At 68.2% G+C, this 25,831-nt stretch carries 25 protein-coding genes; 13 read left to right on the top strand and 12 right to left on the bottom strand.

Going from position 1 to position 25,831, the window contains the following annotated elements:
- Window positions 1-146: 146 nt before the first annotated feature.
- Both SL003B_RS10115 and SL003B_RS10120 read right to left on the bottom strand, forming a co-directional pair.
- Window positions 147-734: a CAP domain-containing protein gene (locus SL003B_RS10115; protein ID WP_013652741.1), complete on the bottom strand. Its 588-nt coding sequence runs from the start codon at window positions 732-734 to the stop codon at window positions 147-149.
- Window positions 731-1,567, bottom strand: coding sequence for a phosphodiesterase (locus tag SL003B_RS10120; protein WP_041376015.1), 837 nt, complete (start codon window positions 1,565-1,567; stop codon window positions 731-733). Before SL003B_RS10120 ends, SL003B_RS10115 begins: the two co-directional genes overlap by 4 nt.
- Before the next feature lie 174 nt (window positions 1,568-1,741).
- Here SL003B_RS10120 and SL003B_RS10125 point away from each other — a divergent pair, with 174 nt between their 5' ends.
- From SL003B_RS10125 to SL003B_RS10140, 4 genes are read left to right on the top strand one after another with little or no spacing between them, the layout of a single operon-like run.
- Window positions 1,742-3,463, top strand: a complete 1,722-nt coding sequence (locus SL003B_RS10125; protein WP_083812170.1) for an ArnT family glycosyltransferase — start codon at window positions 1,742-1,744, stop codon at window positions 3,461-3,463.
- Window positions 3,460-4,401 (top strand): phosphatase PAP2 family protein, encoded by a 942-nt coding sequence (locus SL003B_RS10130; RefSeq protein ID WP_242390363.1) that lies wholly within the window; start codon window positions 3,460-3,462, stop codon window positions 4,399-4,401. Before SL003B_RS10125 ends, SL003B_RS10130 begins: the two co-directional genes overlap by 4 nt.
- Window positions 4,402-4,408: 7 nt before the next feature.
- Window positions 4,409-5,185 (top strand): glycosyltransferase family 2 protein, encoded by a 777-nt coding sequence (locus SL003B_RS10135; protein ID WP_013652745.1) that lies wholly within the window; start codon window positions 4,409-4,411, stop codon window positions 5,183-5,185.
- Between the two features lie 21 nt (window positions 5,186-5,206).
- Window positions 5,207-5,521, top strand: a complete 315-nt coding sequence (locus SL003B_RS10140; protein ID WP_013652746.1) for a lipid-A-disaccharide synthase N-terminal domain-containing protein — start codon at window positions 5,207-5,209, stop codon at window positions 5,519-5,521.
- A 23-nt stretch (window positions 5,522-5,544) separates the two neighbouring features.
- Here SL003B_RS10140 and metC read toward each other — a convergent pair whose 3' ends face one another.
- On the bottom strand, window positions 5,545-6,723 hold the full coding sequence (gene metC / locus SL003B_RS10145) for a cystathionine beta-lyase (RefSeq protein WP_041375485.1): 1,179 nt from the start codon (window positions 6,721-6,723) through the stop codon (window positions 5,545-5,547).
- Between the two features lie 258 nt (window positions 6,724-6,981).
- On the opposite strand from metC, the gene SL003B_RS10150 reads away from it, so the two are divergent.
- The 5 genes from SL003B_RS10150 to SL003B_RS10170 all read left to right on the top strand — a co-directional run bounded on the left by SL003B_RS10150 (window position 6,982) and on the right by SL003B_RS10170 (window position 12,122).
- Entirely contained in the window at window positions 6,982-7,998 is a 1,017-nt protein-coding gene (locus SL003B_RS10150) for an amino acid ABC transporter substrate-binding protein (RefSeq protein WP_049792572.1), read from the top strand.
- A gap of 234 nt (window positions 7,999-8,232) precedes the next feature.
- A complete protein-coding gene (locus SL003B_RS10155; protein WP_041375486.1) occupies window positions 8,233-9,450 on the top strand; it encodes an amino acid ABC transporter permease in 1,218 nt (405 codons plus the stop codon).
- 21 nt (window positions 9,451-9,471) lie between these two features.
- Window positions 9,472-10,623, top strand: coding sequence for an amino acid ABC transporter permease (locus tag SL003B_RS10160; protein ID WP_041376018.1), 1,152 nt, complete (start codon window positions 9,472-9,474; stop codon window positions 10,621-10,623).
- 78 nt (window positions 10,624-10,701) lie between these two features.
- Complete coding sequence (locus SL003B_RS10165) at window positions 10,702-11,505, top strand: amino acid ABC transporter ATP-binding protein (protein ID WP_013652752.1); 804 nt, start codon at window positions 10,702-10,704, stop codon at window positions 11,503-11,505.
- 176 nt (window positions 11,506-11,681) lie between these two features.
- On the top strand, window positions 11,682-12,122 hold the full coding sequence (locus SL003B_RS10170; protein ID WP_013652753.1) for an META domain-containing protein: 441 nt from the start codon (window positions 11,682-11,684) through the stop codon (window positions 12,120-12,122).
- A gap of 19 nt (window positions 12,123-12,141) precedes the next feature.
- Here SL003B_RS10170 and sseA read toward each other — a convergent pair whose 3' ends face one another.
- The 5 genes from sseA to SL003B_RS10195 all read right to left on the bottom strand — a co-directional run bounded on the left by sseA (window position 12,142) and on the right by SL003B_RS10195 (window position 17,127).
- Window positions 12,142-12,984, bottom strand: a complete 843-nt coding sequence (sseA, locus tag SL003B_RS10175) for a 3-mercaptopyruvate sulfurtransferase (protein WP_013652754.1) — start codon at window positions 12,982-12,984, stop codon at window positions 12,142-12,144.
- Between the two features lie 64 nt (window positions 12,985-13,048).
- Entirely contained in the window at window positions 13,049-13,765 is a 717-nt protein-coding gene (locus SL003B_RS10180; RefSeq protein ID WP_013652755.1) for an alanyl-tRNA editing protein, read from the bottom strand.
- An 85-nt stretch (window positions 13,766-13,850) separates the two neighbouring features.
- Window positions 13,851-14,522, bottom strand: a complete 672-nt coding sequence (locus tag SL003B_RS10185; protein ID WP_013652756.1) for a LysE family translocator — start codon at window positions 14,520-14,522, stop codon at window positions 13,851-13,853.
- Between the two features lie 58 nt (window positions 14,523-14,580).
- Window positions 14,581-16,080, bottom strand: a complete 1,500-nt coding sequence (gene cls, locus SL003B_RS10190; protein WP_013652757.1) for a cardiolipin synthase — start codon at window positions 16,078-16,080, stop codon at window positions 14,581-14,583.
- Between the two features lie 12 nt (window positions 16,081-16,092).
- Complete coding sequence (locus SL003B_RS10195) at window positions 16,093-17,127, bottom strand: cysteine synthase A (protein ID WP_013652758.1); 1,035 nt, start codon at window positions 17,125-17,127, stop codon at window positions 16,093-16,095.
- 283 nt (window positions 17,128-17,410) lie between these two features.
- On the opposite strand from SL003B_RS10195, the gene SL003B_RS10200 reads away from it, so the two are divergent.
- Complete coding sequence (locus SL003B_RS10200) at window positions 17,411-18,067, top strand: ChrR family anti-sigma-E factor (RefSeq protein WP_013652759.1); 657 nt, start codon at window positions 17,411-17,413, stop codon at window positions 18,065-18,067.
- A gap of 53 nt (window positions 18,068-18,120) precedes the next feature.
- Window positions 18,121-18,936, top strand: coding sequence for an SDR family NAD(P)-dependent oxidoreductase (locus SL003B_RS10205; protein WP_013652760.1), 816 nt, complete (start codon window positions 18,121-18,123; stop codon window positions 18,934-18,936).
- 8 nt (window positions 18,937-18,944) lie between these two features.
- Here the strand turns inward: SL003B_RS10205 and SL003B_RS10210 are convergent, their stop codons facing one another.
- The 4 genes from SL003B_RS10210 to SL003B_RS10225 form a co-directional block, all read right to left on the bottom strand.
- Window positions 18,945-20,174, bottom strand: coding sequence for an SAM-dependent methyltransferase (locus tag SL003B_RS10210; protein ID WP_013652761.1), 1,230 nt, complete (start codon window positions 20,172-20,174; stop codon window positions 18,945-18,947).
- Window positions 20,175-20,185: 11 nt separating this feature from the next.
- The gene (locus tag SL003B_RS10215) at window positions 20,186-21,061 is read right to left on the bottom strand and encodes a DUF1365 domain-containing protein (RefSeq protein WP_013652762.1); all 876 of its coding nucleotides are present in this window, start codon (window positions 21,059-21,061) and stop codon (window positions 20,186-20,188) included.
- Window positions 21,058-22,359 (bottom strand): NAD(P)/FAD-dependent oxidoreductase, encoded by a 1,302-nt coding sequence (locus SL003B_RS10220; protein WP_013652763.1) that lies wholly within the window; start codon window positions 22,357-22,359, stop codon window positions 21,058-21,060. The genes SL003B_RS10215 and SL003B_RS10220 overlap by 4 nt, the downstream gene beginning before the upstream one ends.
- Before the next feature lie 420 nt (window positions 22,360-22,779).
- Window positions 22,780-23,400 carry a hypothetical protein gene (locus tag SL003B_RS10225; protein WP_013652764.1) on the bottom strand — a complete coding sequence of 207 codons (621 nt, stop codon included), beginning with the start codon at window positions 23,398-23,400 and terminating at the stop codon, window positions 22,780-22,782.
- A gap of 577 nt (window positions 23,401-23,977) precedes the next feature.
- Between SL003B_RS10225 and hemA the strand changes: the two genes are divergently transcribed.
- Entirely contained in the window at window positions 23,978-25,195 is a 1,218-nt protein-coding gene (gene hemA, locus SL003B_RS10230) for a 5-aminolevulinate synthase (protein WP_013652765.1), read from the top strand.
- A 106-nt stretch (window positions 25,196-25,301) separates the two neighbouring features.
- Window positions 25,302-25,829 carry an isopentenyl-diphosphate Delta-isomerase gene (locus tag SL003B_RS10235; protein ID WP_013652766.1) on the top strand — a complete coding sequence of 176 codons (528 nt, stop codon included), beginning with the start codon at window positions 25,302-25,304 and terminating at the stop codon, window positions 25,827-25,829.
- Window positions 25,830-25,831: the final 2 nt, after the last annotated feature.

Genomic DNA, 25,831 nt, shown 5'->3' on the forward strand with positions numbered 1-25,831 from the left:
AAAATACCTGAGAATAATACTCCAGTTTCTGGGGCGTCGTTCTCACTGGCTTTGGCCGGTTCCCCTCAGGGGGTCTCTGGAAACTCACTTCAAGGCGGGCCCCGTGGTCCGCCTCTTTTTTCTGCGGCCGGCCGAAGCGGGCCGCGTCAGGGCCGGGCCAGCGGCGGCCGGCCATCCTCCTGGGGGCGCGCGAGGGTCATCACCCAGAAGTGCCGCCACTTGCCGTCCGAGCGTGCGACGCGGGCGATGCCGACCCGGCTGACATGCGGATTGAGCAGGTTGCGGTCGTGGCCTGCAGACCCCCGCCAGCCGGCGAAGGCCGCTTCCAGACTGGCGTAACCGGCGCCGAGGTTCTCCGCGCCGGCATAGTGGTCGTAGCCGGCCGCATCGAGCCGCCGCGCGAGACCGAAGCCGCTGTGAGCCCAGGTATCCATGCTGTCCTTTTCGGCGATCAGCAACGCCATGTCGGCCGAGACGGCGTCGAGCCGCGGGTCGTGCGCCAGTGCGGGCAGGCCACTGCGGGCGCGGTAGCCGTTCAACTGGGCGAGCATGGCGTCCTGGTCGACCGGTACGGCCTGGATCACGGTGGTTTCGATCTCGTCGCCACGGTCGAGCGCGCCGCAGGCGGCGGCGGCAGCGGCCAGCGCGCAGCAGACCAGGACGCGCAGCGGGGCGAGCAGACGGCGCGTCCGGGCGGGCCGGGCGTCGGTGGCAGGACCGGGCGCGGGGCTCATTCGCCCGGCCAGCGGACGCCTTCGTCCGCCCAGAACGGATAGGGGCCGGGGAAGTTCTCGACATAGGCCAGGTGCGAGACCAGACCCGAGCCGGGCAGGTGGCAGTGGAGGAAATAGGCCGGCGGCTCGAAATTGAAGTCGACCGGCGCCTTGTCGTCGAAGTCGAGCACCAGCTGATGCGCCGTGCTGGGCGCCAGCGTCATCACCGTGCCGGCGAAGCCGGCGACGATGGGCCGGTGCACGTGGCCGCAGATCAACCGTTCGACATGGGCATGCCTCGACAGGACCGCGGCGAAGGCGTCGGTGTCGTGCAGGGCGATGCTGTCCATGTGTTGGATGCCGGTCGCCATCGGCGGGTGGTGCACGGCGACGACGGCCGGCCTGTCGTCTTCGGCCAGGACCCGATCGAGCCAGGCCAGCTGCTCGGCGCCAAGCAGCCCGAACGGCTTTCCTGCGACGCTGGAATCGAGCGCCACCAGGCGCAGGCCGCCGACATCGGCGGTGTAGTGCAGCTTGCCGCTCGCCGTCGGCGCGTCGCGGATGCCGGGATAGTCGGAAAAGGCGGCGCGCAGGGTGTCGGAACTGTCGTGGTTGCCGGGCAGGACGTAGACCGGCATCGGCAGGCGCCCGAGGATGTGGCGGGCCAGCGCATATTCGCGTGCGTCGGCGCCATCGGTGATGTCGCCGGTGACGACAACCGCGTCGGGGCGCGGCGACAGCGCCAGCAGGGCACGGATCGCGCGTTCGGCCAGATTGTTGGTGTCGCTGACGCGGTAGCAGGTCAGGCCGCGCGGACGCAGGTGAAGATCCGTGATCTGGGCGAGAATCGTCATGAAATAATCCCAATTCAAGGCGGGTATCCCGCTGGCGGGCGACGATAGCCCAATCGTCGCCGCCCGCAACCCACCCTGTTTCCCTTTTCCGCGCGCTCCTGTAGGAAGCGCTGGACAAAAGTCCGCCGGATGGGCGGCACCCCGATCACAGCAAGGCGCACGACCGGACCCACCATGACCGAACCGATCAGACCGGCCGACACGGCAAGCCACCTGGATGCGCCCCGCTCAGGACCGCCTCCGTTCTGGCTGCGTCTCGCCGGACACGACGTGACCGCGTCTCTGGTGCTTCTGGTGCTGGCCCTGGCGCTGTTCGTGCCGGGCCAGTGGTCGGTGCCGCCGCTCGATCGCGACGAACCGCGCTTCACCCAGGCGACCAAGCAGATGCTGGAGAGCGGCGACTACGTCGACATCCGCTTCCAGGACGAGGCCCGCCACAAGAAGCCGGTCGGCATCTACTGGCTGCAGGCTGCCACGGCCAAGGCGAGCGGCTTCGGCGCCGAGGCGCCGCTGTGGGTCTACCGCCTGCCGTCGCTCGTTGCCGCGGTGCTCGTCGTGCTGCTCGCCTACTGGACCGCGCGCGCCTTCACCGGGCCGCCGGCGGCGCTGGTCGCCGCCCTGTTCGTCGCCCTGTCGATCATCCTCGGCGTCGAGGCGCGGTTGGCCAAGACCGACGCTACCCTGTTCGCCTCGATTCTGGCCGCCCAGGGCGCGCTGGCGCGCTTCTGGATGGCCGACAGCAGGCGCCCGCGCTGGGGCCTTGCCTTCGTGTTCTGGACCGCGCTCGCCGCCGGCATCCTCGTCAAGGGGCCGGTCGCGCCGATGGTGGTCGGGCTGACAGTGCTGGCCCTGTTCGCCTTCCGCCGGCGCTTCGCCTGGATGAAGGCGTCCGTGCCGCTGGTCGGGGCGCCGTGGATGCTGCTGCTGGTGATGCCCTGGTTCGTCGCCATCTGGATCGCCACCGACGGCACCTTCTTCCGGGAGGCGGTCGGCCAGGACATGCTCGGCAAGGTCGCCACGGGACAGGAAAGCCACGGCGCGCCGCCGCTGACCCACCTCGCCGTCATGTTCGCCGTGTTCTGGCCGCTGCCGGCCTTCGCGGTTCTGGCCGCGCCGCGCATCTGGGCCGGGCGCACGACCGGGCTGGTGCAGTTCTGCGCCGCCTGGTTCCTGCCGTCCTGGGTGGTGTTCGAACTGGTGGCGACCAAGCTGCCGCATTACACCATGCCGCTGTTGCCGGCGCTCGCCCTGGCGACCGCCATGGCCGTTCTCGACGGCGCACGCTCGGCGCCGCGCGCGCTGCGGCTCCTCGCCGCGGTGCTGCTGGCGCTGCCGGCGGTCGGCCTCGCCGCCGCCACGCTCGCCGGTCCGGTCGCCCTCGGTGTCTGGCCGTCGCCGCCGGCCGCCGTGCTCGGCGTTCTGGCGGCGGTGCTTGGCGTGTGGGGCGCGGAACGTCTGGCCCGCGGCGAGGTGCTTGCCGCCGTGCCGCGGGCGGCAGGCGCCGGCATCCTGATCGCAGTCGCCGTCTGGGCCTTCGCCGGTCCGGCGCTGACGCCGATCTGGGTCAGCCCGCGCCTCGTCACGGCCGTCGAGACGGTCGCCCCCTGTGCCGAGCCCGAGGTCGCCAGCACCGGATTCAACGAGCCGAGCTTCGTCTTCCTGCAGGGCACCGGCACGCGCCTGATCGGACCGGAGGCCGCAGCCGCGTTCCTCGCCGAAGCGGAGGGCGCGTGCCGGGTGGCGATCGTGGAAAGCCGGCAGGAACAGGCCTTCCTGGCCGCTGCCCAGGGCTTGGGTCTTGTGCCGGTGGCTGCCGACAGGGTAGACGGCCTGAACATCAACGGCGGACGCAGGCTGGATCTCGGCCTCTATCTTGCGGGGACTGGTGCGCAATGACTATGGGCGAGGAAACGACCCCGGGACCGGACAAGGCATCCTTCGGGCTGCGGCTGCGCGCCGTGAAGGAACGCTTCAGGGCCAATGCGCGCCGCATCGCGGCCATCGTCCGCGGCCGCCGCGAGCGGGCGCTGCGCACCCACGACCCGTTGCCGGCCGGCCAGCGCCCGCAGGACGTGCTTGCCATCCTGATGCTGACGGTCGGTATTGCCCTGGTGATCGCCGACATCCCGACCTATCCCTGGCTGCAGACGCTGCCGCATGCCACGCGCGCGCCTTTTGTCGTCCTGACCGATCTCGGCAAGGCCCACTGGATCCTGTGGTCGACGGGCCTGTTCTGTCTTGCCTGTCTCGCCTTCGCCGATATCGACCGGCTGACCTGGCGCGTGCGCATGGGCCTGTCCATGGCCTGGACCTACGCCGCCTTCGTATTCTTTTCGGTGGCCTCGACGGGCATCCTGGCGATCCTCTTCAAGTGGACGCTCGGGCGCGCCCGGCCGAAGCTTTACGAGACGGTCGGTCCGGTCGAGTTCGACCTGTTCGCCTTCCACGGCTCCTACACCAGCTTTCCCTCCGGCCACTCGACGACGGTGGCGGCGCTGGCCACGGCTCTGGCGCTGATCTTCCCGAGCTGGCGCTGGCTGATCATCGTGGCGGCGTTCTGGATCGCCTTCAGCCGTATCATGGTCGGCGCGCACTATCCGAGCGACGTCATCGCCGGCACGCTGCTCGGCGCTACGGTGACGCTGTTCTGCGCGCGCTGGATGGCGCGCCGCCGGCTCGGCTTCCGCCTGTCGGCCAACGGCAGCGTCGAGCCGGTGATGAGCCGGCGCTCGGCGGCGGCCTGCGCGCGGGCGATCTGGCATGCCGCGCTCGGCCGCCGCGGGGCGCGCCGTGCGCCCTCCTCTGGCGCCGGCCACCATCGCGAATCGGAGTAAGGGATCGATGACCAAGACAGGCGAAGGCATCTTCCAGCCCGCGTCCGAGTGTCTCGAGGTGACGGTGGTCGTGCCGGCCAAGGACGAACGGGACAACCTGCCGATCCTGCTCGACGAGATTGCGGCGGCGCTCGACGGCCGGCGCTTCGAGGTCATCGTCGTTGACGACGGCTCGGGCGACGGCACCGACGCGGTGCTCGCCGACTATGCCGCCGGCCATCCCTGGCTGCGGCCGTTCCGGCATGCGGCCTCCTGCGGCCAGAGCTGCGCGGTGCGCACCGGCGTGCTCAACGCTCGCGGCGCCGTGGTGGCAACCATCGACGGCGACGGCGAGAACGATCCGGCCTACATCCCGCAGCTTCTCGACGCGCTCGAGCGCGGCGGACCGGGCGTCGCGCTGGCCGCCGGGCAGCGCCTCGGCCGCAAGGCGAGCCTCGCCAAGCGCTACGCCTCGCGGTTCGCCAACCGGCTGCGCGGCTGGATGTTGCAGGACCGCACGCGCGATTCGGGCTGCGGCCTGAAGGCAGTGCGCCGGGAGGTGTTCCTGCGGTTACCCTATTTCGACAGCTGGCACCGCTTCCTGCCGGCGCTGGTCATCCGCGAGGGCTATGACATCGTCCATGTCGACGTGATCGACCGGCACCGGCGCCACGGCACGTCGAAATATGGCATCTTCGACCGCGCTCTGATCGGCGTCTCCGACCTGCTCGGCGTGTGGTGGCTGCGCCGCCGCCGTCGCAGGGTGCCGCAGGTCAGCGCCATCGCGGCTGGACGGCGCGACTGAGGATCAAGGAAAGCGAAGCAGATGAGCGCACTTCTCGACTGGCTGCACGCCGTCTTCGTCGAACAGTTCAACTTCTGGATCGTGCTCGGCTTCATCGCCCAGGCCATGTTCATGATGCGCTTCGTCATCCAGTGGATCGCATCCGAACGGGTCGGCCGGTCGATCGTGCCGGTGGCGTTCTGGTTCTTCTCCATCGCCGGCGGCGTGCTGCTGCTGATCTATTCGATCCAGCGCCAGGATCCGGTGTTCATCGCCGGCCAGGCGCTCGGCCTGCTGATCTATTTCCGCAACGTCTGGCTGATCGTCAAGGAGAAGCGGCGCGACCCGGTGAGCTGACGCCGGCCGCGCCGCGCCGCGCCTTATCCGAGCGCGGTCTCCAGCGCCTGGGCTAGGTCGGCGATGATGTCGCGCGGGTCTTCCAGGCCGATGTGCAGGCGCACGCTCTGCCGCGTGTTGTCGGGCGCCGTCGCCGTGCGGATGCCTTGCAGCCTGACCGGGATCGCCAGGCTCTCGAAGCCGCCCCAGGAGTAGCCGAGTCCGAACAGCTTCAGCGCATCGAGGAAGGCGAGCGCCTGAGCCTTGGTGACCGACGGCACGAAGTCGAAGGCGAACAGGCCGCTGGCGCCGGAAAAGTCGCGCTTCCACAACGCGTGGCCGGGATCGTCCGCGCGCGCCGGATAGCGGATCGCGGCGACCTGCGGGCGTTCGGCGAGCCAGTCGGCGACGGCGAGCGCGTTGCTGGCGTGGCGCTCCAGCCGCACCGACAGGGTGCGCAGGCCGCGCAGGGCGAGATAGACGTCGTCGGGGCCGACATGGAGACCCATCGCGCCGTGGGTGTCCTGAAGCTGCGGCCAGGCCCGCTCGCTGGCGGCGACCGTGCCGATCATGACGTCCGAATGGCCGACGATGTATTTCGTGCCGGCCTGGATCGACAAGTCGACGCCGTGGTCGAGCGGCCGGAAATAGACCGGCGTCGCCCAGGTGTTGTCCATCAGCACCATGGCGCCGATCTCGCGCGCTGCGGCGGCAACGGCCGGGATGTCCTGCATTTCGAAGCTCAGCGATCCGGGCGCCTCGGTGAACACGGCGGCGGTGGTGTCGCGGAACAGGCGGCGGATGTCGCCGTTCAGCGTCGGGTCGTAGTATTCGGTCTCCACCCTGAGCCGGGCGAGCAGCGTCTCGCACAGGTGGCGGGTCGGGCCGTAGGCAGTGTCGACGACAAGAAAATGGTCACCCGCCTTCAGGCACGACAGGCAGGCAAGCGTGATCGCGTTGAGACCGGAGGTGGCCAGCTTGGTACCGGCCGCGCCTTCCAGCTCGCTGACGGCATCCTCGAGGGCTTCCGTTGTCGGCGTGCCCCTGCGGCCGTAGACGTATCGGCTCGCTCCGGGCGCCATGCTGGCGGTGTCGGGGAACAGCACCGTCGAGGCATGCACCACCGGGGGATTGACGAAGCCGTGGAAGGACGCCGGATCGCGGCCGGCGTGGGTGAGGCGGGTGTCTGTTTTTTGATCTGTCGTCGGCGCGTTTTTGCTCATGTTCACCTTCTGTGCATTCGGCGGCAGTCAGCGCGGTGCGGGCCGGCCCGAAATATTCCGAAGGCCACCCTGCAACCCCTTGACCCGTCCCGTCAAATGCCATCGAATGGCAGTCATTGGAATGTCGATCGACGACGCGCCGGAGCCTCCGGGGCCTGCCCGACCTTCGGGACGAGGATGAACGGCGGGACTTACGCGGTTGATTCGCCGGTTCCGATGAAAAAAGTACAGATGGGTAACAATAAAGGCTGCAAATCCATGAAAACGAAACTCATTCCGATCGTGCTCGGCACCGCGATGGGCGCTGCCGCGACTGCAGCGAATGCTGCAACTCTCGATGACGTCAAGGCAAAGGGCTTCGTCCAGTGCGGCGTGAGCCAAGGCCTGCCGGGCTTCTCCAATCCGGACGCCCAGGGCAACTGGACCGGTCTCGACGTCGATGTCTGCCGCGCCGTCGCGGCAGCCGTTTTCGGCGATGCCTCGGCTGTGAAGTTCACGCCGCTGTCGGCCAAGGAGCGCTTCACCGCACTGCAGTCCGGCGAGATCGACATCTTGTCGCGAAACACCACCTGGACCATGTCGCGCGATACCTCGCTCGGCCTGAATTTCGCCGGCGTGACCTATTACGACGGCCAGGGCTTCATGGTCCGCAAGGCGCTCGGCGTGACCTCGGCGCTCGAACTGTCGGGCGCCAGCGTGTGCACCAACACCGGCACGACCACCGAGCTCAACGTCGCGGACTACTTCCGCACCAACAACATGCCCTACGAGATCGTCGCCTTCGAGAAGTCGGACGAAGTGGTCCAGGCCTATGACGCCGGCCGCTGCGACGTGTTCACCACCGACGCTTCCGGCCTCTATGCCGAGCGTCTGAAGCTGTCCAACCCGGGCGACCACATGGTCCTGCCGGAGATCATTTCCAAGGAACCTCTCGGCCCGGTCGTGCGCCAGGGTGACGACCAGTGGTTCAATATCGCCCGCTGGACGCTGAACGCGATGATCAACGCCGAGGAACTGGGCGTGACCTCCGCCAACGTCGACGAGATGAAGTCTTCGGAGAACCCGGAAATCAAGCGCCTGCTCGGCATCGAGGGCGCCTTCGGCGAGGGCGTCTCGCTGTCCAACGACTGGGCCTACAACATCATCAAGCAGGTCGGCAACTACGGCGAGGCCTTCGACCGCAACGTCGGTCCGGACACCCCGCTCGGCATCGCCCGCGGCCTGAACGCCCTGTGGTCGAAGGGTGGCATCCTCTACGCTCCGCCCATCCGCTGAGGTGACATCGGGCGGCCCGGCCGGGTTTGGCGGCCGGGTTCGCCGATTGCGTTCCGGCCGGTCGGGGAATCGGCCGGACGACCATCCGGAAGGGTGCCGAGCCAAGGCGCAAAGCCGCCGGCACCGAGGGGAACAGCGCCGTTCCGCGTCGACGGGGTGAACGGAACGGCCCGCCGCTGAACAGGTCCGTGCGTCCGATTCGCACGGCCTGCGGCGCATGCAGGGCGAGGTCACATGTCAACAGTGGACCAGGACACGGGGGAGGTGTCGGCACGGGCCTCGCTCGTGAACGATCCGAAGGTGCGAGGCCTGTTCTATCAGGTGCTCCTGATCGCGGTGCTTGTCTTTGTCGGCTGGAGCATCGTGTCCAACACGATCGACAACCTGGCGCGCCAGAACATCGCGTCGGGCTTCGGCTTCCTCGGCAACACGGCCGGTTTCGGCATCATTCAGGCGCTGGTTCCCTACGCGGAAACGTCCAGTTACGGCCAGGCGCTCGTCGTCGGATTCTTCAACACGCTGCTGGTGGCGGTGATCGGCATCGTCTTTGCCACCGTGCTCGGTTTCGTCGTCGGTATCGCGCGGCTGTCGAACAACTGGGTGATTTCGCGGTTGGCCTATGCCTATGTCGAGCTGATCCGCAACATCCCGCTGCTGCTGCAGATCTTCTTCTGGTATTTCGCCGTGCTGCGCGCCGTGCCGGACAAGCGCGACAGATGGTCGTTCCTGTTCGACACCGTGCATCTCAACATCGCCGGCCTGTGGCTGCCCCGGCCGGAGCTGGAGCCGGGAAGCTCGGCGGTCGGCGTCGCGCTGCTGGTCGGCGTCGCGGCGGCGATCGCGATGCGGATCTGGGCCCGCCGGCGCCAGGAGGCGACCGGAAAGCAGTTCCCGGTCATCTTGACCGCCCTCGGGCTGATCGTCGGCCTGCCGCTGGTGGTGTTCCTCGCCGCCGGCATGCCGCTCCATCTCAGCCATCCGGTGTTCGTCGAGGAGGGACCGATCCTGCGCCGCGGCTTCACCCTCGGCTCGGGCATGAACCTCATTCCCGAACTGCTCGCCCTGACCCTGGCGCTGTCGATCTACACCGCCTCGTTCATCGCCGAGATCGTGCGCGCCGGCATCCAGGCGGTCAGCCACGGCCAGACCGAGGCAGCCCATGCGCTCGGCCTGCGCAACGGCCAGACGCTGCGCCTGGTGGTCATTCCCCAGGCGATGCGGGTGATCATCCCGCCGCTGACGAGCCAGTTCCTCAACCTGACCAAGAATTCCTCGCTGGCGGTCGCGGTCGCCTTCCCCGATCTCGTGTCGGTGGGCGGCATCGTGCTCAACCAGACCGGCCAGGCGATCGAGATCATCGCCATCTGGATGATCGTCTACCTGTCGCTGAGCCTCGCCACCTCGGCCTTCATGAACTGGTACAACCGGCGCATGGCGCTGGTCGAGCGGTAAGGCGGGGGAACGGACATGACCATGGCAAACGCTGAACTGTTCCAGATCCGCAAGGAGGAGGCGCCGTTGCTGCCGGCGCCGGTCTCCACCACCGGCGTCGTCGGCTGGATGCGGGCCAACCTGTTCTCCTCCTGGAGCAACACGCTGCTGACGCTTGTCGGCCTGCTGCTCGCCTACTGGCTGATCGCCCCCTTCATCCGCTTCGCCTTCATCGATGCGGTGTGGACGGGCGACAACCGCGCCGCCTGCGCGCCCCAGGACGGCGGCCACGTCGGGGCCTGCTGGGCCTATGTGAAGGCCTATTTCCCGCAGTTCATCTACGGCCGCTATCCGGTCGCCGAGGTCTGGCGGGTGAACGTCGTGTTCGCCCTGTTCGCCGCGCTGCTGATCCCGCTCGCCATCCCCAGCGTGCCGTTCAAGCGCACCAACGCGGTGCTGTTCCTGGTGGCGTTCCCGGTCGTCGCCTATTTCCTGCTGACCGGCCTCATCGTCAACGGCAGGGTGATACTGCCGATCGTCGAGACCTCGGTGTGGGGTGGGCTGCTGGTGACGTTGGTGATCGCGGTCACCGGCATCGTCGCCTCGCTGCCGCTCGGCGTGCTGCTGGCTCTCGGGCGACGGTCGCAGATGCCGGTGGTGCGACTGGTGTCGGTGATCTTCATCGAGTTCTGGCGTGGCGTGCCGCTGATCACCGTGCTGTTCATGTCCTCGGTGATGCTGCCGCTGTTCCTGCCCGAAGGCGTCACCTTCAACAAGCTGCTGCGCGTGCTCATCGGCGTGACGCTGTTCTCGGCCGCCTACATGGCCGAGGTGGTGCGCGGCGGCCTGCAGGCGATCCCGAAGGGCCAGTACGAGGGCGCCATGGCGCTCGGACTGCGCTACTGGCAGATGATGGGCCTGATCATCCTGCCGCAGGCGCTCAAGCTGGTCATCCCGGGCATCGTCAACACCTTCATCGGCCTGTTCAAGGACACGACCCTGGTGCTCATCGTCGGCATGTTCGACCTGCTCGGCCAGATCCAGTCGTCGTTCTCGGATCCGACCTGGTCGTCGCCGACCCAGGGCCACACCGGCTACCTGTTCGCCGGCATGGTGTTCTGGATCTTCTGCTTCGGCATGTCACGCTATTCCATCTTCATGGAGAAGCGGCTGAATACCGGCCACAAACGCTAGACCGGCGACCGCGCGCCGGCGCGCGGCCACGCCCGCTCAGACGCCCGTCACCGGGACCTGTTTACTGGAGAGTATCCCATGACCGAGAACGCAGTCCTCGACAGCGAGATTTCCGTCGACCGCACCAAGATGCAGATCTCCGAGACGGACGTGGCCGTCGAGATCATCAACATGAACAAGTGGTACGGCGACTTCCATGTCCTACGCGACATCAACCTCAAGGTCATGCGCGGCGAGCGGATCGTCATCTGCGGCCCGTCCGGTTCCGGCAAGTCGACCATGATCCGCTGCATCAATCGCCTGGAGGAGCACCAGAAGGGCCGGATCATCGTCGACGGCATCGAGCTGACCGACGACCTGAAGAAGATCGACGAGATCCGCCGCGAGGTCGGCATGTGCTTCCAACACTTCAACCTGTTTCCGCACCTGACCATCCTGGAGAACTGCACGCTGGCGCCGATCTGGGTGCGCAAGATGCCAAAGAAGCGGGCCGAGGAGGTCGCCATGCACTATCTGGAGCGGGTCAAGATCCCCGAGCAGGCGCACAAGTATCCCGGCCAGCTGTCCGGCGGCCAGCAGCAGCGCGTGGCCATCGCTCGCTCGCTGTGCATGAGTCCGAAGATCATGCTGTTCGACGAGCCGACGTCGGCGCTCGACCCGGAAATGATCAAGGAAGTGCTCGACGTTATGGTCAACCTCGCCGAGGAGGGCATGACCATGCTGTGCGTCACCCACGAGATGGGCTTCGCGCGCAAGGTCGCCAACCGGGTGATCTTCATGGACGCCGGCCAGATCGTGGAACAGAACGAGCCGGAGCAGTTCTTCACCAACCCGCAGCACGAGCGCACCAGACTGTTCCTCAGCCAGATCCTGCATCACTGAGGCCGCAGCGATCCTCCGCCATCGCCCGGGCGAGCGGCGCGATACCCGCCGCCCCCACCGCCTTGGGGCGCGCGCGCCTTTTCGGGGTAGGGACGTCGTTTTTTTACGCTACGTTAGCCGGTCGATGCCAGTCTGCCGCGACAAAGTCCGGCACAGACAGCGATCGGAGTATCCTGATGATCCGTGCACGCATCGCGGCCTGGTTCCGGCCGCCGTTTCTCGGCCTCGCCGCGGGCCTCTCCCTGACCCTCGCAGCCGGCGCCGGCCATGCGCAGGATCTGCCCTTCGATCTCGCCGGCAACTGGCAGGTAGAGGAGATCGACGGCACACCCGTCCTCGACGGCGTCGACGTGCAGCTCGATCTCAGTTCGGGCGGTACGGCCGGCGGCTCGACCGGCTGCAACACGATGTTCGGCCAGGTCAAGGTTTCGGGCGGCGTGCTCAAGATCGGACCGCTGGCAGTCACCCGCAAGGCCTGTCCGCCCGCGGTCATGGAGCAGGAACGCAAGCTGCTCGAGGTAATCGGTGCCGTTGCCGACTACCGCAAGGAGGACGGCGCCCTGGTGCTGCTGAGCGCGGCAGGCGGCGCCGTCATGCGCCTGTCGCTGCGCCCCTGAGCGGCGTCGGCGCCCGCCGTCAGTCCGTCACCACCTCGGTATCCTGCCGTCCGCCCCATTCGGTCCATGACCCGTCGTAGAGATTGTGATCGCGGTGGCCGAGCACGGTCAGGGCGAGGGTGATCACCGCCGCGGTGACGCCCGAGCCGCAGCTGGTCGTCACGGGCCGGTCCAGGTCGACGCCGGCCCCGGCGAACACCGCGCGCAGTTGCTCGGGCGGCAGGAACGTACCGTCCTCGGCGGTGAAGACGGCGCTCGGCATGTTGAACGCGCCGGGCATGTGGCCGCCGCGCAGGCCCGGCCGCGGTTCGGGATCGGTGCCGGCGAAGCGGCCGGCCGGCCTGGCGTCGACGACCTGGCAGTTGCCGTCGGCGACGATCCTGCGCATGGCGGCGAGATCGGCAACGGCGCCATGGTCCAGCCGGGCGGTGAAATGGCGGTCCGGGCGGGCGACGACGGCGTCGTCGACGGGCCGGCCCTCGGCCTTCCACTTCGGCAGGCCGCCGTCGAGCACGAACACCGGCCCGACGCCCATGACCTTGAACATCCACCAGGCGCGCGGCGCGGAGAAGCATCCGACGCTGTCGTAGACGACGATGGTCTGGCCGTCGCCGATGCCGAGCTTGCGCATCCTGGAGGAAAACACATGCGGCTGCGGCAGCATGTGGGGCAGGTCGGAGGCCGGATCGCTGACGGCGTCGATGTCGAAGCGCACCGCTCCGGGGATGTGCTCCGCCCGATATTCCGCGTCGGCATCGCGCCCGGCGGTCGGCAGATGGTAGGAGGCGTCGACGACGACAACGTCCGGCGCCTCCAGGTGGTCGGCGAGCCAGGCGGTGCTGACGAGGGGGAAAGCGGGCATGGGAGTCCTCCGGAAGATCATTCTTGGATTGCGGGCGCGGCGCGCCGCAGTTGCTCGGGGTGGCTCAGTCGTCCAGCCGCAGGCGCACGCGGCGGTTCTGGCGGCCCTTCTTCTCGATCTTGCCGATCGACAGCGGCCCGATCTCGGACGTGCGCGAGACATGGGTGCCGCCGCAGGGCTGCAGGTCGACGTCCGTGCCGATGCGCACCAGCCGCACCCGCCCGGAGCCGCGCGGCGGCTTGACCGACATGGTCTTGACCAGGCCCGGATTGGCGTCGAGCTCCGCGTCGGTGATCCATTCGGTGGTGACGGCGTGGTCGCCGGCGGCGAGCGCGTTGAGGCGCGCGGTCAGCGCGTCCCGGTCGAAATCCGCCTCGGGGATGTCGAAGTCGAGCCGGCCTTCGGGGTCGCCGATCTGGCCGCCGGTGACGGGATAGGGCAGCACCACCGACAGCAGGTGCAGCGCGGTGTGCATGCGCATCAGCCGGTAGCGCCTGGCCCAGTCGAGATGGGCGACGACCGTCTCGCCAGGCGCGGGCATCGCCTCGCCGTCCGCCGGCACGTGCACGATCGTGGTCCTGTCGTTGTCGTAGACGGTGGTGGTGATCGCGATCCGCGAGCCGTCCTCGCGTTCCAGATAACCGCTGTCGCCCGGCTGGCCGCCGCCGCTGGCGTAGAACACGGTCCGGTCGAGAACGATGCCGCCGCGGTCGTTGACGCCGATTACGTGCGCCTCGCAGCTGCGCAGATAGGCGTCAACGCGAAACAGCGGCTCGGTCATGGCGGGGTCTCCGGTTGCCAGCGGGCAGGGAGCGCATTGTTACCACGCGCAGCCCGCGGCGCAATCCGGTGCGGCGCCGGTCGGCTCAGCCCATCGCCGCGCGGGCGGTCAGCAGCTTCAGCGCGAAGGTGCCCATGATGCCGGCGAAAGCCCAGTCGAAGGCGCGCAGCGCCCGCGGCGAGGTCTTCAGCATGCGCGCGAAGGCGCCGGCGCCGGCGACCAGACCGAGGCCGATCGGGATGCTCAGGGCGACGAAATAGAAGCCGAGGAACAGCAGCTTGCCGGTCGCGTGCGGATCCGAGGCGCTGACGAACTGGGGCAGGAAGGTGACGAAGAACAGCACCACCTTCGGATTGAGCAAGTTGGTGGCGAGCGCCTGGCCCCAGGTCGCCAGCAGCGGCCGGCGCGGGGCGGCGACCTCGTCAAGGGAGAGTGCCGATCCGTGCCGGAGCGCCTGGACCGCGAGCCACACCAGATAGGCGGCGCCCGCCACCTTGAGCACCAGGAAGGCGGTCTCGGATGCCGCCAGCAGGGCCGAGATGCCGATCGCGGCCAGCAGCGAATGCAGCACGCAGCCGAACAGGGCCCCGCCGACAGCGGCATAGCCGGCGGCGCGGCCCTGGGTCAGGGTCTTGGACAGGAACAGCGTCATGTCCGGTCCGGGCGTGACGATGAGGATCAGCGCGGCGACCGTGAAGGTGGCGATGACGGCTAGATCGGGCAGGAAGGACAAGGCGGGCCCCATGAGCGAGAACATGCGATGCCACGCTAGCGCGCCGACGTGCGCGCGCCAAATCGAATCGCGTGTCGGCTTGTTACAGAACGGGTGAGAACAGCTTGGCGCTCTGGGCGAGCAGTCGGAACAGATAGGCGCGCTGTTCCAGGTCGTCCGGCCCGGTCTGGCGTGCGTCAGCGAAATCGGTTTCCAGCATCGCGGCGACCTTCTCGATCATGCGCGGATGGGTGAACCACAGGGTGATCTCGAAGTTGATACGGAAGGAACGGTTGTCGAAGTTGGCCGTGCCGATCGAGGTCAGCTGGTCGTCGACCAGCACCACCTTCTGGTGCAGGAAGCCCTTCTGGTAGCGGTAGACCTTGATGCCTTGGGACACGAGGTCGTCGGCATGGGCGTGGCTCGCCAGCCAGACCAGCCGATGGTCGGCCTTTTCCGGCAGAAGCACGCGCACGTCGACGCCGCGCAGCGCGGCGGCATAGAGCCCGGTCTGGATTTCGGGTCCCGGCACGAAATAGGGGCTGACGATCCACAGCCGCCGTCGCGCCCGGGAGATCGCTTCGGAAAAGGCGATGGCGCAATCTTCCATCGGATCGGCCGGACCGGTCGGCATGACCAGCACCGGTTCGTCGCCGAGCTGCTCGACCGGGCCGGCCGGGCCGATGTCGAGCACAGTGCCGTTGGCCCAGTGCCAGTCCTCGGCGAAGGACAGCGTGCAGCCGAGTGCCGCCGGACCGGAGACCTTGACGTGGGTGTCGCGCCAGTGGCCGAAATCGGGGTCGCGGCCGAGATATTCGTCGCCGACGTTGTGGCCGCCGACCCAGGCGTGGGTGTTGTCGACCACCACGACCTTGCGGTGATTGCGGTAGTTGATGCGCATCGGCCCGGTCATGCGCAGATAGCGGTGGGTCTCGTTGAAGCCGGACACCCGGATGCCGTTGTCCTTCAGCCGCCGCAGGTAGGATTTCGCCAAGCTCTTGCAGCCGATCTCGTCATAGAGGAAATAGACCCGTACGCCGGCCCTGGCGCGCTCGATCAGCAGGTCGGCGAGGCGCCGGCCGATGGCGTCGTCGCGCACGATGAAGAACTGCACCAGGATGGTCTGGCGGGCGGCGGCGATGCCGTCGAGGATCGAGTCGAAGGTCGCTTCGCCGTCGATCAGCAGCTCGCAGGCGTTGCCGGCCAGGAACGGCAGGTTGGCGACCTTGGCCAGCACAGGCCAGTCGGTGGTCGCCTCGGCGTGGCCGAGGCCGAGATCTTCGGCGCGGGCGGCGCGCTCGAAGCGGCCCATCTTGCGCTGCACGGCGGCATAGTCGTCGAACTGCTTCCAGCCAAACACCAGGTAGAGCAGGGCGGTCGGGAACGGTAGGAAGAACAGCGACAGCAGCCAGGCGACCGAGCCCTGCGCGGAGCGGCTGTTCATGATCTCGCGCACCGCGCACACCGCGGCGAGGGCATAGAGCGCGGCCGTGACCGCCGCGATGATGCCGAGGTTGTTCAGGAACAGGTCGGCGACGCTCGCGTCGTGGATGAGTTCCTGGGCGAGGTCCGGCCCCCCCTGCTGCGACGAAGCGCCCTCCATGGGCGGGATTCCTTATACGAAGGGCGCCTCGATCCGCGTGCCGCGCTCCAGCCAGGCAGGCACGGGCAAGGCTTTGGAGCGCAGGAAGTCGGGGTTGTAGAGCTTGGACTGGTAGCGCGAGCCGTGGTCGCACAGGATGGTCACGATGGTGTGGCCGCGGCCGAGATCGCGGGCGAGACGCAGCGCGCCGGCGACGTTGATGGCGCTCGAGCCGCCGAGCAGCAGGCCCTCGTGCTCGGCGAGATCGAACAGCAGGGGCAGAGCCTCCGCGTCGGGGATCATGTAGGGATGCTCTGCCCGCACGTCGGCGACGATCGGCGTGACGCGGCCGAGGCCGATGCCCTCGGCGACCGAGCCGCCCTCCGAGGCGACGGCCTCGCCGGTCGAGAACAGGCTGTACATGGCCGCGCCGAGCGGGTCGGCGCAGCCGATGGCGATGTCCGTCTTCTGCTCGCGCAGGTACCGGGACACGCCGGCCAGCGTGCCGCCGGTGCCGACCGCGCAGATGAAGGCGTCGACCTTGCCGGCGGTGTCGCGCCAGATCTCGGGTCCGGTCGTCTCGTAGTGCGCCCGCAGGTTGTCGAGGTTGTTCCACTGATCGGCGAACAGCACGCCGTTCGGTTCGCTCTCGGCCAGTCGCTCGGCGAGACGGCGGGCGACATGCTGGTAGTTGTTGGGGTCGGAATAGGGCCTCACCGGCACCTCCACCAGCTGCGCGCCGGCGAGGCGCAGCATGTCCTTCTTCTCCTGGCTCTGCGTGTCCGGAATCACGATCACGGTGCGGTAGCCGCGCGCGCTCGCTACAAGGGCGAGACCGATGCCGGTATTGCCGGCGGTGCCCTCGACGATCAGGCCGCCGGGCTTCAGGTCGCCGCGCTTCTCTGCCTCCAGGATCATGTGCCGGCCGGCGCGGTCCTTGACCGATTGGCCCGGGTTCATGAATTCCGCCTTGCCGTAGATGTCGCAGCCCGTCTCGTCGGAAATCCGGTTCAGGCGGATCAGGGGCGTGTTGCCGATGGCATCGACGACGGACGTGTACAGGCTCATGTCGGATCCATTCTCTGTGGGTCTCGGTGCAGGACGCGCGCCGCGCGGCCAGAAGGCTGGACGCTACTGGTCCTCGGCGCCCGGATCAAGACGCCTGCGGCCGCCGATGCCGGCATGCGGGAAAACGCTTTCCTGCCCTTGTGCGGAGATATAGCTTTCTTTACCCGCATGTCTGCATGTGCGGGAAACGGCGTGATCCGATGCGGCGGCGCTTGCGTAGGATCACGAAAAGACAGTGTGAGAGCACAATCCGCGATCACCTGAATGACTTTTGGGCACCTGAATGGAACACACGACTGGCCTGGATGAGCTGCTGGCCGGGTTCGTTGCCGGAACGCTGGCCGAACCTGCCCGGGTGCTCGTCGATTCCCATCTCGAACTGTCGTCGCGCAACCGGGACTACGTCCGCTCGCTCGAGGCGCTGGGCGGGATGTCGCTCGAGGACGCGCCGCCGGTTTCGCTCGAAGACCGCGACGGCCGGCTCGAGGCGATCTTCGCCGCGCCCGAAGCCTCCCCGGCGGCGTCCGAAAGGCCCGTGCGGGAACCCTCCGTCGACCCGCGCATTCCAGCCAGCCTGCGCCGGCTGATCGGCGGTCGCAGCCTTGATGCGTTGCCCTGGCGCTCCCGCATGCCGGGCGTCAAGGAGTGCCGGCTTGGCGAGATCGACGGTTGTTCCGCCTCATTGCTGTGGATCCGCGCCGGGCGCGCCGTGCCCTCGCATACCCATGAGGGCCGCGAATTGACGCTCGTGCTTCAGGGCGGCTTTTCCGACTGCGACGGCCACTACGAACGCGGCGATATCGCCATCGCCGACGACGACATCGACCACAAGCCGATCGCCGACGAGGGCGAGGACTGCATCTGCTTCGCCGTCACCGAGGGCCATCTGCGCCTGACCGGGCCGGTAGGGCGCTTCTTCGCGCCCTTCGTGCGCGGCTGAGCGATCCGACGGCAGCCTGAACGCGTATCGGGAACGCAGTTCAGGAGGACGCCTTGACCGATTACGTTGCATCGCCGCGCCACGGCTCGGCCTGGATCACCGGCGCGAGTTCCGGCATCGGACGGGCGCTGGCGCTGCGGCTCGCCCGCGCCGGCTGGAGTGTCGCCGTCACCGCCCGCAGCGCCGACGCTCTGCAGGCGCTGGCCGACGAGGCCGAGAGCTTTTCTGGCATGATCGTGCCGTTTCCCGGCGATGTCACCGACGCGGCGGCGATGGCCGAGACGGCGCGGCGGATCGAGGGCGAGGCCGGCCCGGTCGCGCTGCTGGTCGCCAATGCCGGCGTCTATCTGCCCCAGGGCGGGCTGGCGCCCGACATAGCGGCCTTCTCGACCAGCATCGACGTCAATCTCAAGGGCACTGTCCACGTTCTCGCCCCGGTGATCGAGGCCATGAAGGCGCGCGGCCGCGGCCAGATCGCGGTGGTCGCCTCGGTCGCCGGCTACCGAGGCCTGCCGACCTCGGCCGCCTACGGCGCCACCAAGGCCGGCTTGATCAACATGGCCGAGGCGCTGAAGTTCGACCTCGACCGCGCGGGCATCCGCATCCAGGTCGTCTCGCCCGGCTTCGTCGACACGCCGGCAACCAGGGACAATCCGTTCCCGATGCCCCATCTGATGGATGCTCAGGCGGCGGCGGAGCGCATCGTCGCCGGCCTGACCCGCCCGACCGGCTTCGAGATCGCCTTCCCGCGCCGCTTCGCGCTGCAGCTGAAGCTGCTGCGGCTGCTGCCCTACCGCCTCTATTTCCCGCTCGTCGCCCGCGTCACGGGCTGGACGGGCAAGGGGCCGGCGACCCAGGCCGGCCCGTGACGCGGGCGTCAGCCGGTCTTGACATAGACCATCTGGCGCACGTCGATGTTGCCGGTGCGGAAGCCGGCCTCGCAGTAGTGGAAGTAGAACTCCCACAGCCGCTTGAAGCGTTCGTCGAAACCCATCGGCGAGATGCGCGGCCAGGCGTCGCGAAAGCGCTGGCGCCATTCCGACAGCGTGCGGGCATAGTCCTGGCCGAAGATCTTCTGCGCCTTCAGGTCGAGCCCGAGCCTGCGGCCGATCTCCTCCAGCTTCCCCGGCGGCGGCAGCATGCCGCCGGGGAAGATGTAGCGCTGGATGAAGTCCGGCCGGCGCGCGTAGTCCTGGAACATGTCGTCCTGGATGGTGATGATCTGCAGCCCGGCCATGCCGCCCGGCCTCAGGCAGGCCGACAGCGTCTGGAAATAGGTCGGCCAGTAGCGCTGGCCGACCGCCTCGAACATCTCGATCGATGCGATGCGGTCGTAGACGCCGCGCTCGTCGCGATAGTCCTGGAACACCACTTTCACCCGGTCGGCGAGGCCGGCCTTGAAGATGCGCTCGCTGGCGTAGTCGAACTGCTCCTTCGAGATGGTCAGAGCGCGCACGCTGGCGCCGATCTCGCGCGCGGCGAATTCGGCGAAGCCGCCCCAGCCGCATCCGATCTCCAGCACCTCGTGGCCGGGGCGGATGTCGGCGGCGGTCGCCAGCGAGCGGTACTTGGACGCCTGCGCCTGCTCCAGGCTGTTGGCGTTGCCCTCGAACAGCGCCGAGGAATAGGTCATCGAGGGGTCGAGCCATTCCCGGTAGAAGGCGTTGCCGAGGTCGTAGTGGGCCGAGATGTTGCGCCGCGAGCCGCGCCGCGTGTTGCGGTTGAACCAGTGGCGCAGGGTCACTGCGAGGCGGAACAGCGGCCGGCCCTGCAGGTCGGCCATGGTCGCGTCGCGGTTGACGCAGAACAGCTCCAGGAAGGTGGTCACGTCCGAACTCGACCAGTAGCCGGCCATGAAGGCTTCGCCGACGCCGACGTCGGCGCCCTCGACGGCCAGGCGCACGAAGCGCCAGTCGTGGACGGTCAGGTCGGCGACCGGGCCGGGCGCCTTGCCGTCGATGCGGAAGCGGCGCCCGTCGGGCAGCGTGACGGTCAGCGAACCGTAGTGCAGGCGCAGGACGATGCGCATGCCCATGCGCACGAAGCGGGGCAGGCCGGCAAGCACCTGCCGGGCGTTCTCGTGGGTCAGGACGACTGGGTCGGACATTGAAGCCTCCGTCAGACTTTCCCGTGGCCGTAGGACGCGCCGGGCGTGCCGGCAAGGGCGTCGTCGCGGGCCGTCGCGGGAGCGCCCGGCTTTCCTCCTCCGATCGGGCGCGGATAGAAGCGTACACCTTTCAGCCAGAGTTTAAAGGCCTGCCAGTGGATGCCGGCGATCACCTTGAGCGTCAGCAGCGGCACCCGTGCGCAGGCGGCGGCGAGCGCCGCGTCGGTCATCGGCCGTGCGGTTCCTTGGAACGTGGCGGCCAGCACGGGGCCGTCGGCATCGCACTCCAGGATGCGGATGCGCAGGCTGCGCCCAGGCGGCAGCAGGCGGAAGCGGTAGCGCTGGTCCATGTCGAGGAACGGCGAGACGTGAAACGTCTTGTCCTGCTCCTGGCGCAGGCCGGCCGCGCTCAGCTGGCCGACGCGCACCGGCGCCACATAGGTGTGCAGGTCGCCGAAGGTGTTGCGTACCTCGTAGACGACTGCGGTCAGCGTGCCCGCGTCGTCGTAGGCGTAGTAGACGCTGAGCGGGTTGAACACGTAGCCGAGGATGCGCGGATAGGCGAGAAGCAGCACGCGCGCCGCCCGGGCGAGACCCGCCTTGCGCAGCAGGGCGTCGACATGGGCGCGCAGCGGCGTGCCGTCGCGCGGGCCGTGGTCGCGCGGATCGAAGCCTGCGAGGTTGAAGCGTCCGACCGAGAACAGCGCGCAGCCGGCTTCGGCCTCGTCGAGCCGGTCGAGGTCGAGCAGGAGCGAGAACACCTTGTAGGAGAAGCGGTGCGCCACCGGCTTCATGCGCGCATGCATGACCGTTCCGGCATAGAGCGTCGCCGGTTCCTGCGGCGGCGCGCCGTTTTCGGCCATGGCTGTGGTTGCGCGTGTCGTCATTCGGCGGCTTCCGCGACGGGGACCGGCCCCTCTGCCCCGATGTCCCAGGGCAACACTGCCCCGAAGGCGCGGGCGACCGCAAGGCCCGAGGCGAGCCCGTCCTCGTGGAAGCCGTGGCCGCACCAGGCGCCGCAGTACCAGGTGTTGCGCCGGCCCTGGATCGTGCCGATCTGCCGTTGGGCGGCGAGAGCGGCAGTGTCGAACTGGAGATGGTCGTAGGTGAAGCGGGCGAAGGTGAGTTCGGGCCTGGGCGGTTCGGCCGGGTTCAGGCTGACGAACAGAGGTCGGGCGGGGTCGATGTTCTGCAGGCGGTTCATCCAGTAGCTGACGGAGACGTCGGTTCCGGCGGCGGCGTCCGAGCGCGCCATGTAGTTCCAGGACGACCAAACGCGGCGGCGCTTGGGCATCAGCGCCGGGTCGCGATGCAGGTAGACCTCGTTCGGCCGATAGCGGATCGCCGACAGCAGCCGAGCCTCGTCCTCGCTCGGGTCGGCGAGCATGGCCAGCGTCTGGTCCGTGTGGCTGGCCAGGATCGCGTGATCGAACGCGTCCTCGTTGCCGGAGGCGTCACGCACGCGCACCTGGCCGCTCTCGCGGCGGATCGCCGTCACCGGGGTACCGAGCCGGATCTGGCCCTTCAGCGGATCGAGCAGGCGCTGGACATAGGTGCGGCTGCCGCCGGAGACCGTGCGCCAGACCGGCCGGTCGGCATGCACCAGGCGGTGGTTCTCGAAGAAGGCGACGAAGGACTCGGCCGGGAAGGCGAACATCTCGGAGGCCGGCGTCGACCAGATTGCCGCGCCCATCGGTACCAGGTAGTCGTCGACGAAGGCACGCGAGAAGCGGCGCAGTGCCAGGTATTCGCCGAGCGACAGGGGAGCGAGCAGGCCGGCGGCGCGGTCGGCGATGCATTGCCGGTTGAAGCGCAGGATCTCGCGCAGCATCCACAGGAAGCGCGGCGAGGCGAGGTTGCGGCGTTGGGCGAAGATGGTGTCGAGGCTGGTGCCGGCCCATTCGCGCGCCCCGCCGTCGACCGACAGGGCGAAGCTCATGTCGCTCGCCTCGGTGCGGACGCCGAGATGGGCGAATAGCGCGGTCAGGTTGGGGTAGTTGAGCTCGTTGTAGACGATGAAGCCGGTATCGACGGCGATCGGTACGCCGTCGTAGTCGATGTCGACCGTGGCGCTGTGACCGCCGGGGCGCAGCCGTTTTTCGTAGAGCACGACCTCGTGCCGGTCGCACAGGGCCCAGGCGGCACTGTTGCCGGCAATGCCGGAGCCGATCACTGCAATCCGCATTCGTCTTCCTTCGGTTCGGCAGGGGTCCGGGCGAGCGCCGGGACCGGGCGGGATTTTTGTTTTGTTGCCGTGTCTTACGAGACCGCGCCTGCCGCGGATCAGTACGCTTGCAGATTTTGCAGCCGGTGCTCGGCCGAGCGATCGAACGACCCGCCGCCGCCTCGCGCTCCTCAATCGCGGTCGTTCCGCGGCCCTGGGCGAGCGCAAGGCACCGGCCGGGCATAGGCCCGGCCAAGGAACGCAGGAAAAACCGGCCGGGCATAGGCCCGGCCAAGGAACGCAGGAAAAACCGGCCGGGCATAGGCCCGGCCAAGGAACGCAGGAAAAACCGGCCGGGCATAGGCCCGGCCAAGGAACGCAGGAAAAACCGGCCGGGCATAGGCCCGGCCGGCCGGTCTTCGCGGGGGGAAAGGGGGGGGATCAGGCCGGCAGCGTGCCGACCAGCCACGACCAGGCGATGCGGACCTTCTGGGCGGCGCTGGAGAAGAACGCGAGGATCGCGTCCCAGATGCTTTCGCCGGCGCGGGCCATCTCGATCATCGGCTCGTCGGGCGCCGCGCGGACGTCCTCGATGAACTCGATCGCGGTCCTGTCGTCGCCGGTCTCGACGACGCGGCGGGTGACGATCTGGCCGGCGTCGGGAACGATGCGCGACTCGTCGGCCTTGGCGACCGCGGTCTGCGGATCGGCCGAGCGGACCACGATGGCGCGCCCGTCCGGCAGCAGGTGGGTCTCGTTCGGCGCCACCTCGGAATCGTAGACGACCTCGCCGTGGCCGTCGATCAGTTCGACCCAGATGGCGGAGCGGCCGTCGAGTTCGACGGCGCCGACCCAGATGGACAGGGCGTCGTCCTCGGTTACTGCTGCCTCGGGACGGGCCAGGGTGACCAGCAGGTTGTCCTCGGGCAGGGCATGGATCTCGCTCGTCGGCACGGACCGGCCGTGCGGCTCGCCGGCGGCGGCGGCCTGCGCGGCGCTGGGCGCAAGAAGGAATGCGAAAATGGCCGCCGTCGCGGCGGCGGAATACAGACGACCAGTCATTGATGCCTCCCACGGCATGACATCTTGTCTGAATGAACGATCGTCGGCCGGCTTTTGTTCCCGTGTCGGGAAAGGTTTTGTTAATCGATCCGGTCCGGTGTATCGATCATCATTTGACCATCATTGCACCACAATCGCTAAAAATCCTGTAGCGTAGATCACAAATTCCCGTGTTCTGCGCGACGCCTCGTTAATACTTGCGATGCCCGATTTGACTTTTCGCAAGGTAGCAATCTGATTCGTCAGCTAAATCCCTGATCGGACGTCCTCCTCCGGGCGTCGGCGCGTCCGTTCAAGTTCCCGTGACCGGGGGCAGTTGCGGCCGCGACGGCGACCGAGGCCCGTACCGAGGCCCGTACGGCAAGGGGCTTGCAAAACGTATTCAAAGAATTGAATATGAAAGATGAGAATTAGAAGAATGACAAGCTGCGGCGTTTTACACTATGGGAAAGACGGGACGAGCCCGCTAAGCAGGGATGCCGGGACGGTCGGACGCGACCCGGCAGGCCGGAACGGCGAACCGGACATCCGCGGACGGGAACGGCGCGTGCGGAGAGAAGACGAGAGGGAACACGCCATGGATTTCGACAGCTTCTTCAAGCAGGCGCTCGACGGCTTGCGCGAGGCGGGCAACTACCGCGTGTTCGCCGACCTTGAACGTCAGTCCGGCGCGTTTCCGCGCGCGACCCGCTACCGCGACGACGGTTCGACCCACGAGGTCACCGTGTGGTGCTCCAACGACTATCTCGGCATGGGCCAGAACGAGACCGTCACCGCGGCCATGAAGGAGGCGATCGACCGCTGCGGCGCCGGCGCCGGCGGCACGCGCAACATCTCCGGCACCAACCACTACCATGTCGAGCTGGAGCGCGAACTCGCCGACCTGCACGGCAAGGACGCGGCGCTGATCTTCACCTCGGGCTACGTCTCCAACTGGGCCGCGCTCGGCACGCTGGCCTCGAAGATCCCCGGCTGCATCGTCTATTCCGATGCGCTGAACCACGCCTCGATGATCGAGGGCATCCGCCACAGCCGCGCCGACAAGCGGGTGTGGAAGCACAATTCGCCGGAAGACCTCGACCGGCTGCTGTCGGCTGACGATCCGTCCCGGCCCAAGCTGGTCGCCTTCGAGAGCGTCTATTCCATGGACGGCGACATCGCGCCGATCAGGGAGATCTGCGACGTCGCCGAACGGCACGGCGCGATGACCTATCTCGACGAGGTTCATGCGGTCGGCCTCTACGGTCCGCGCGGCGGCGGCATCGCCGAGCGCGAGGGCCTGATGGACCGGCTCACCGTGATCGAGGGCACGCTCGGCAAGGCCTTCGGCGTCATGGGCGGCTACATCACCGGCTCGCGCGAGCTGTGCGACTTCGTGCGCTCCTTCGCTTCCGGTTTCATCTTCACCACGGCGCTGCCGCCGGCGCTGGCCGCCGGGGCGACCGCCTCGATCCGCCATCTCAAGCAGAGCCAGGACGAGCGGCGCCTGCACCAGGACCGTGTCAGGCGCCTGCGCGCGCTGCTCGACCGGCGCGGCATCCCGCACATGGACAACCCGAGCCACATCGTGCCGGTGATGGTCGGCAACGCGACCAAGTGCAAGTGGCTGTCCGACCTGCTGCTCGACAACTACGGCATCTACGTCCAGCCGATCAACTATCCGACCGTGCCGAAGGGCACCGAACGGCTGCGCATCACGCCCTCGCCGTTGCACACGGACGCCGACATCGATCATCTGGTTGGCGCGCTCAACGACCTGTGGTCTCAGTGCGCGCTGTCGCGCGCCGTCGCCTGACGGGCGCAGCCGGCGGAGGCGATGATCCCGCCGGCTCAGGAGAGAACGATTGAGAGAGTGACGCGGGAGGGGGCTGCCCCTCCCGTTTGCGTTAAGGAAGCGGTTCATGGCCGACGCCGACGAGATCCTGATACCCGCCATCGCCGCCGACGGCTCGCTGTTTCCGGTCGGCAAGCTGCGCGCCCATCGCGAGGCGCTGCTGCATCTCGCCGTATCGGTGTTCGTGTTCGACGGCGACGCCCTGCTGCTGCAGCAACGTGCGCTGTCCAAGTACCACTGCGGCGGGCTGTGGGCGAATGCCTGCTGCTCGCATCCGCACTGGGACGAGAGTCCGGCGGCCTGCGCCGCGCGCCGCCTGAAGGAGGAACTCGGCGTCTCGCTCGCGCTGCGCCCGGCCGGCGGCACCGACTATTTCGCCGAGGTCGGCGGCGGGCTGTGCGAGCACGAGCGGGTCAGCTTCTTCGTCGCCGACGCCGAGCGCGCGCGCCTCGCCCTGGCGCCCGATCCGGCCGAGGTGATGGCGACCCGCTGGGTCACTCCCGACACGCTCCGGCGCGAATTGGCCTCGAGCCCCAAGATCTTCGCCCCCTGGTTCCGCCTCTACGCCGAGCGCTTCCCCGGCTTCGTCTTCTGAGC

Origin of the sequence: Polymorphum gilvum SL003B-26A1 (assembly GCF_000192745.1) — a bacterium.
Classification (GTDB): Bacteria; Pseudomonadota; Alphaproteobacteria; order Rhizobiales; family Stappiaceae; genus Polymorphum; species Polymorphum gilvum.

Coding starts and splice junctions, on each gene's coding strand:
- SL003B_RS10115 (WP_013652741.1), bottom strand. CDS start 734: ATGAGCCCCGCGCCCGGTCCTGCCACCGACGCCCGGCCCGCCCGGACG.
- SL003B_RS10120 (WP_041376015.1), bottom strand. CDS start 1,567: ATGACGATTCTCGCCCAGATCACGGATCTTCACCTGCGTCCGCGCGGC.
- SL003B_RS10125 (WP_083812170.1), top strand. CDS start 1,742: ATGACCGAACCGATCAGACCGGCCGACACGGCAAGCCACCTGGATGCG.
- SL003B_RS10130 (WP_242390363.1), top strand. CDS start 3,460: ATGACTATGGGCGAGGAAACGACCCCGGGACCGGACAAGGCATCCTTC.
- SL003B_RS10135 (WP_013652745.1), top strand. CDS start 4,409: ATGACCAAGACAGGCGAAGGCATCTTCCAGCCCGCGTCCGAGTGTCTC.
- SL003B_RS10140 (WP_013652746.1), top strand. CDS start 5,207: ATGAGCGCACTTCTCGACTGGCTGCACGCCGTCTTCGTCGAACAGTTC.
- metC (WP_041375485.1), bottom strand. CDS start 6,723: ATGAGCAAAAACGCGCCGACGACAGATCAAAAAACAGACACCCGCCTC.
- SL003B_RS10150 (WP_049792572.1), top strand. CDS start 6,982: ATGAAAACGAAACTCATTCCGATCGTGCTCGGCACCGCGATGGGCGCT.
- SL003B_RS10155 (WP_041375486.1), top strand. CDS start 8,233: ATGTCAACAGTGGACCAGGACACGGGGGAGGTGTCGGCACGGGCCTCG.
- SL003B_RS10160 (WP_041376018.1), top strand. CDS start 9,472: ATGGCAAACGCTGAACTGTTCCAGATCCGCAAGGAGGAGGCGCCGTTG.
- SL003B_RS10165 (WP_013652752.1), top strand. CDS start 10,702: ATGACCGAGAACGCAGTCCTCGACAGCGAGATTTCCGTCGACCGCACC.
- SL003B_RS10170 (WP_013652753.1), top strand. CDS start 11,682: ATGATCCGTGCACGCATCGCGGCCTGGTTCCGGCCGCCGTTTCTCGGC.
- sseA (WP_013652754.1), bottom strand. CDS start 12,984: ATGCCCGCTTTCCCCCTCGTCAGCACCGCCTGGCTCGCCGACCACCTG.
- SL003B_RS10180 (WP_013652755.1), bottom strand. CDS start 13,765: ATGACCGAGCCGCTGTTTCGCGTTGACGCCTATCTGCGCAGCTGCGAG.
- SL003B_RS10185 (WP_013652756.1), bottom strand. CDS start 14,522: ATGTTCTCGCTCATGGGGCCCGCCTTGTCCTTCCTGCCCGATCTAGCC.
- cls (WP_013652757.1), bottom strand. CDS start 16,080: ATGGAGGGCGCTTCGTCGCAGCAGGGGGGGCCGGACCTCGCCCAGGAA.
- SL003B_RS10195 (WP_013652758.1), bottom strand. CDS start 17,127: ATGAGCCTGTACACGTCCGTCGTCGATGCCATCGGCAACACGCCCCTG.
- SL003B_RS10200 (WP_013652759.1), top strand. CDS start 17,411: ATGGAACACACGACTGGCCTGGATGAGCTGCTGGCCGGGTTCGTTGCC.
- SL003B_RS10210 (WP_013652761.1), bottom strand. CDS start 20,174: ATGTCCGACCCAGTCGTCCTGACCCACGAGAACGCCCGGCAGGTGCTT.
- SL003B_RS10215 (WP_013652762.1), bottom strand. CDS start 21,061: ATGACGACACGCGCAACCACAGCCATGGCCGAAAACGGCGCGCCGCCG.
- SL003B_RS10220 (WP_013652763.1), bottom strand. CDS start 22,359: ATGCGGATTGCAGTGATCGGCTCCGGCATTGCCGGCAACAGTGCCGCC.
- SL003B_RS10225 (WP_013652764.1), bottom strand. CDS start 23,400: ATGACTGGTCGTCTGTATTCCGCCGCCGCGACGGCGGCCATTTTCGCA.
- hemA (WP_013652765.1), top strand. CDS start 23,978: ATGGATTTCGACAGCTTCTTCAAGCAGGCGCTCGACGGCTTGCGCGAG.
- SL003B_RS10235 (WP_013652766.1), top strand. CDS start 25,302: ATGGCCGACGCCGACGAGATCCTGATACCCGCCATCGCCGCCGACGGC.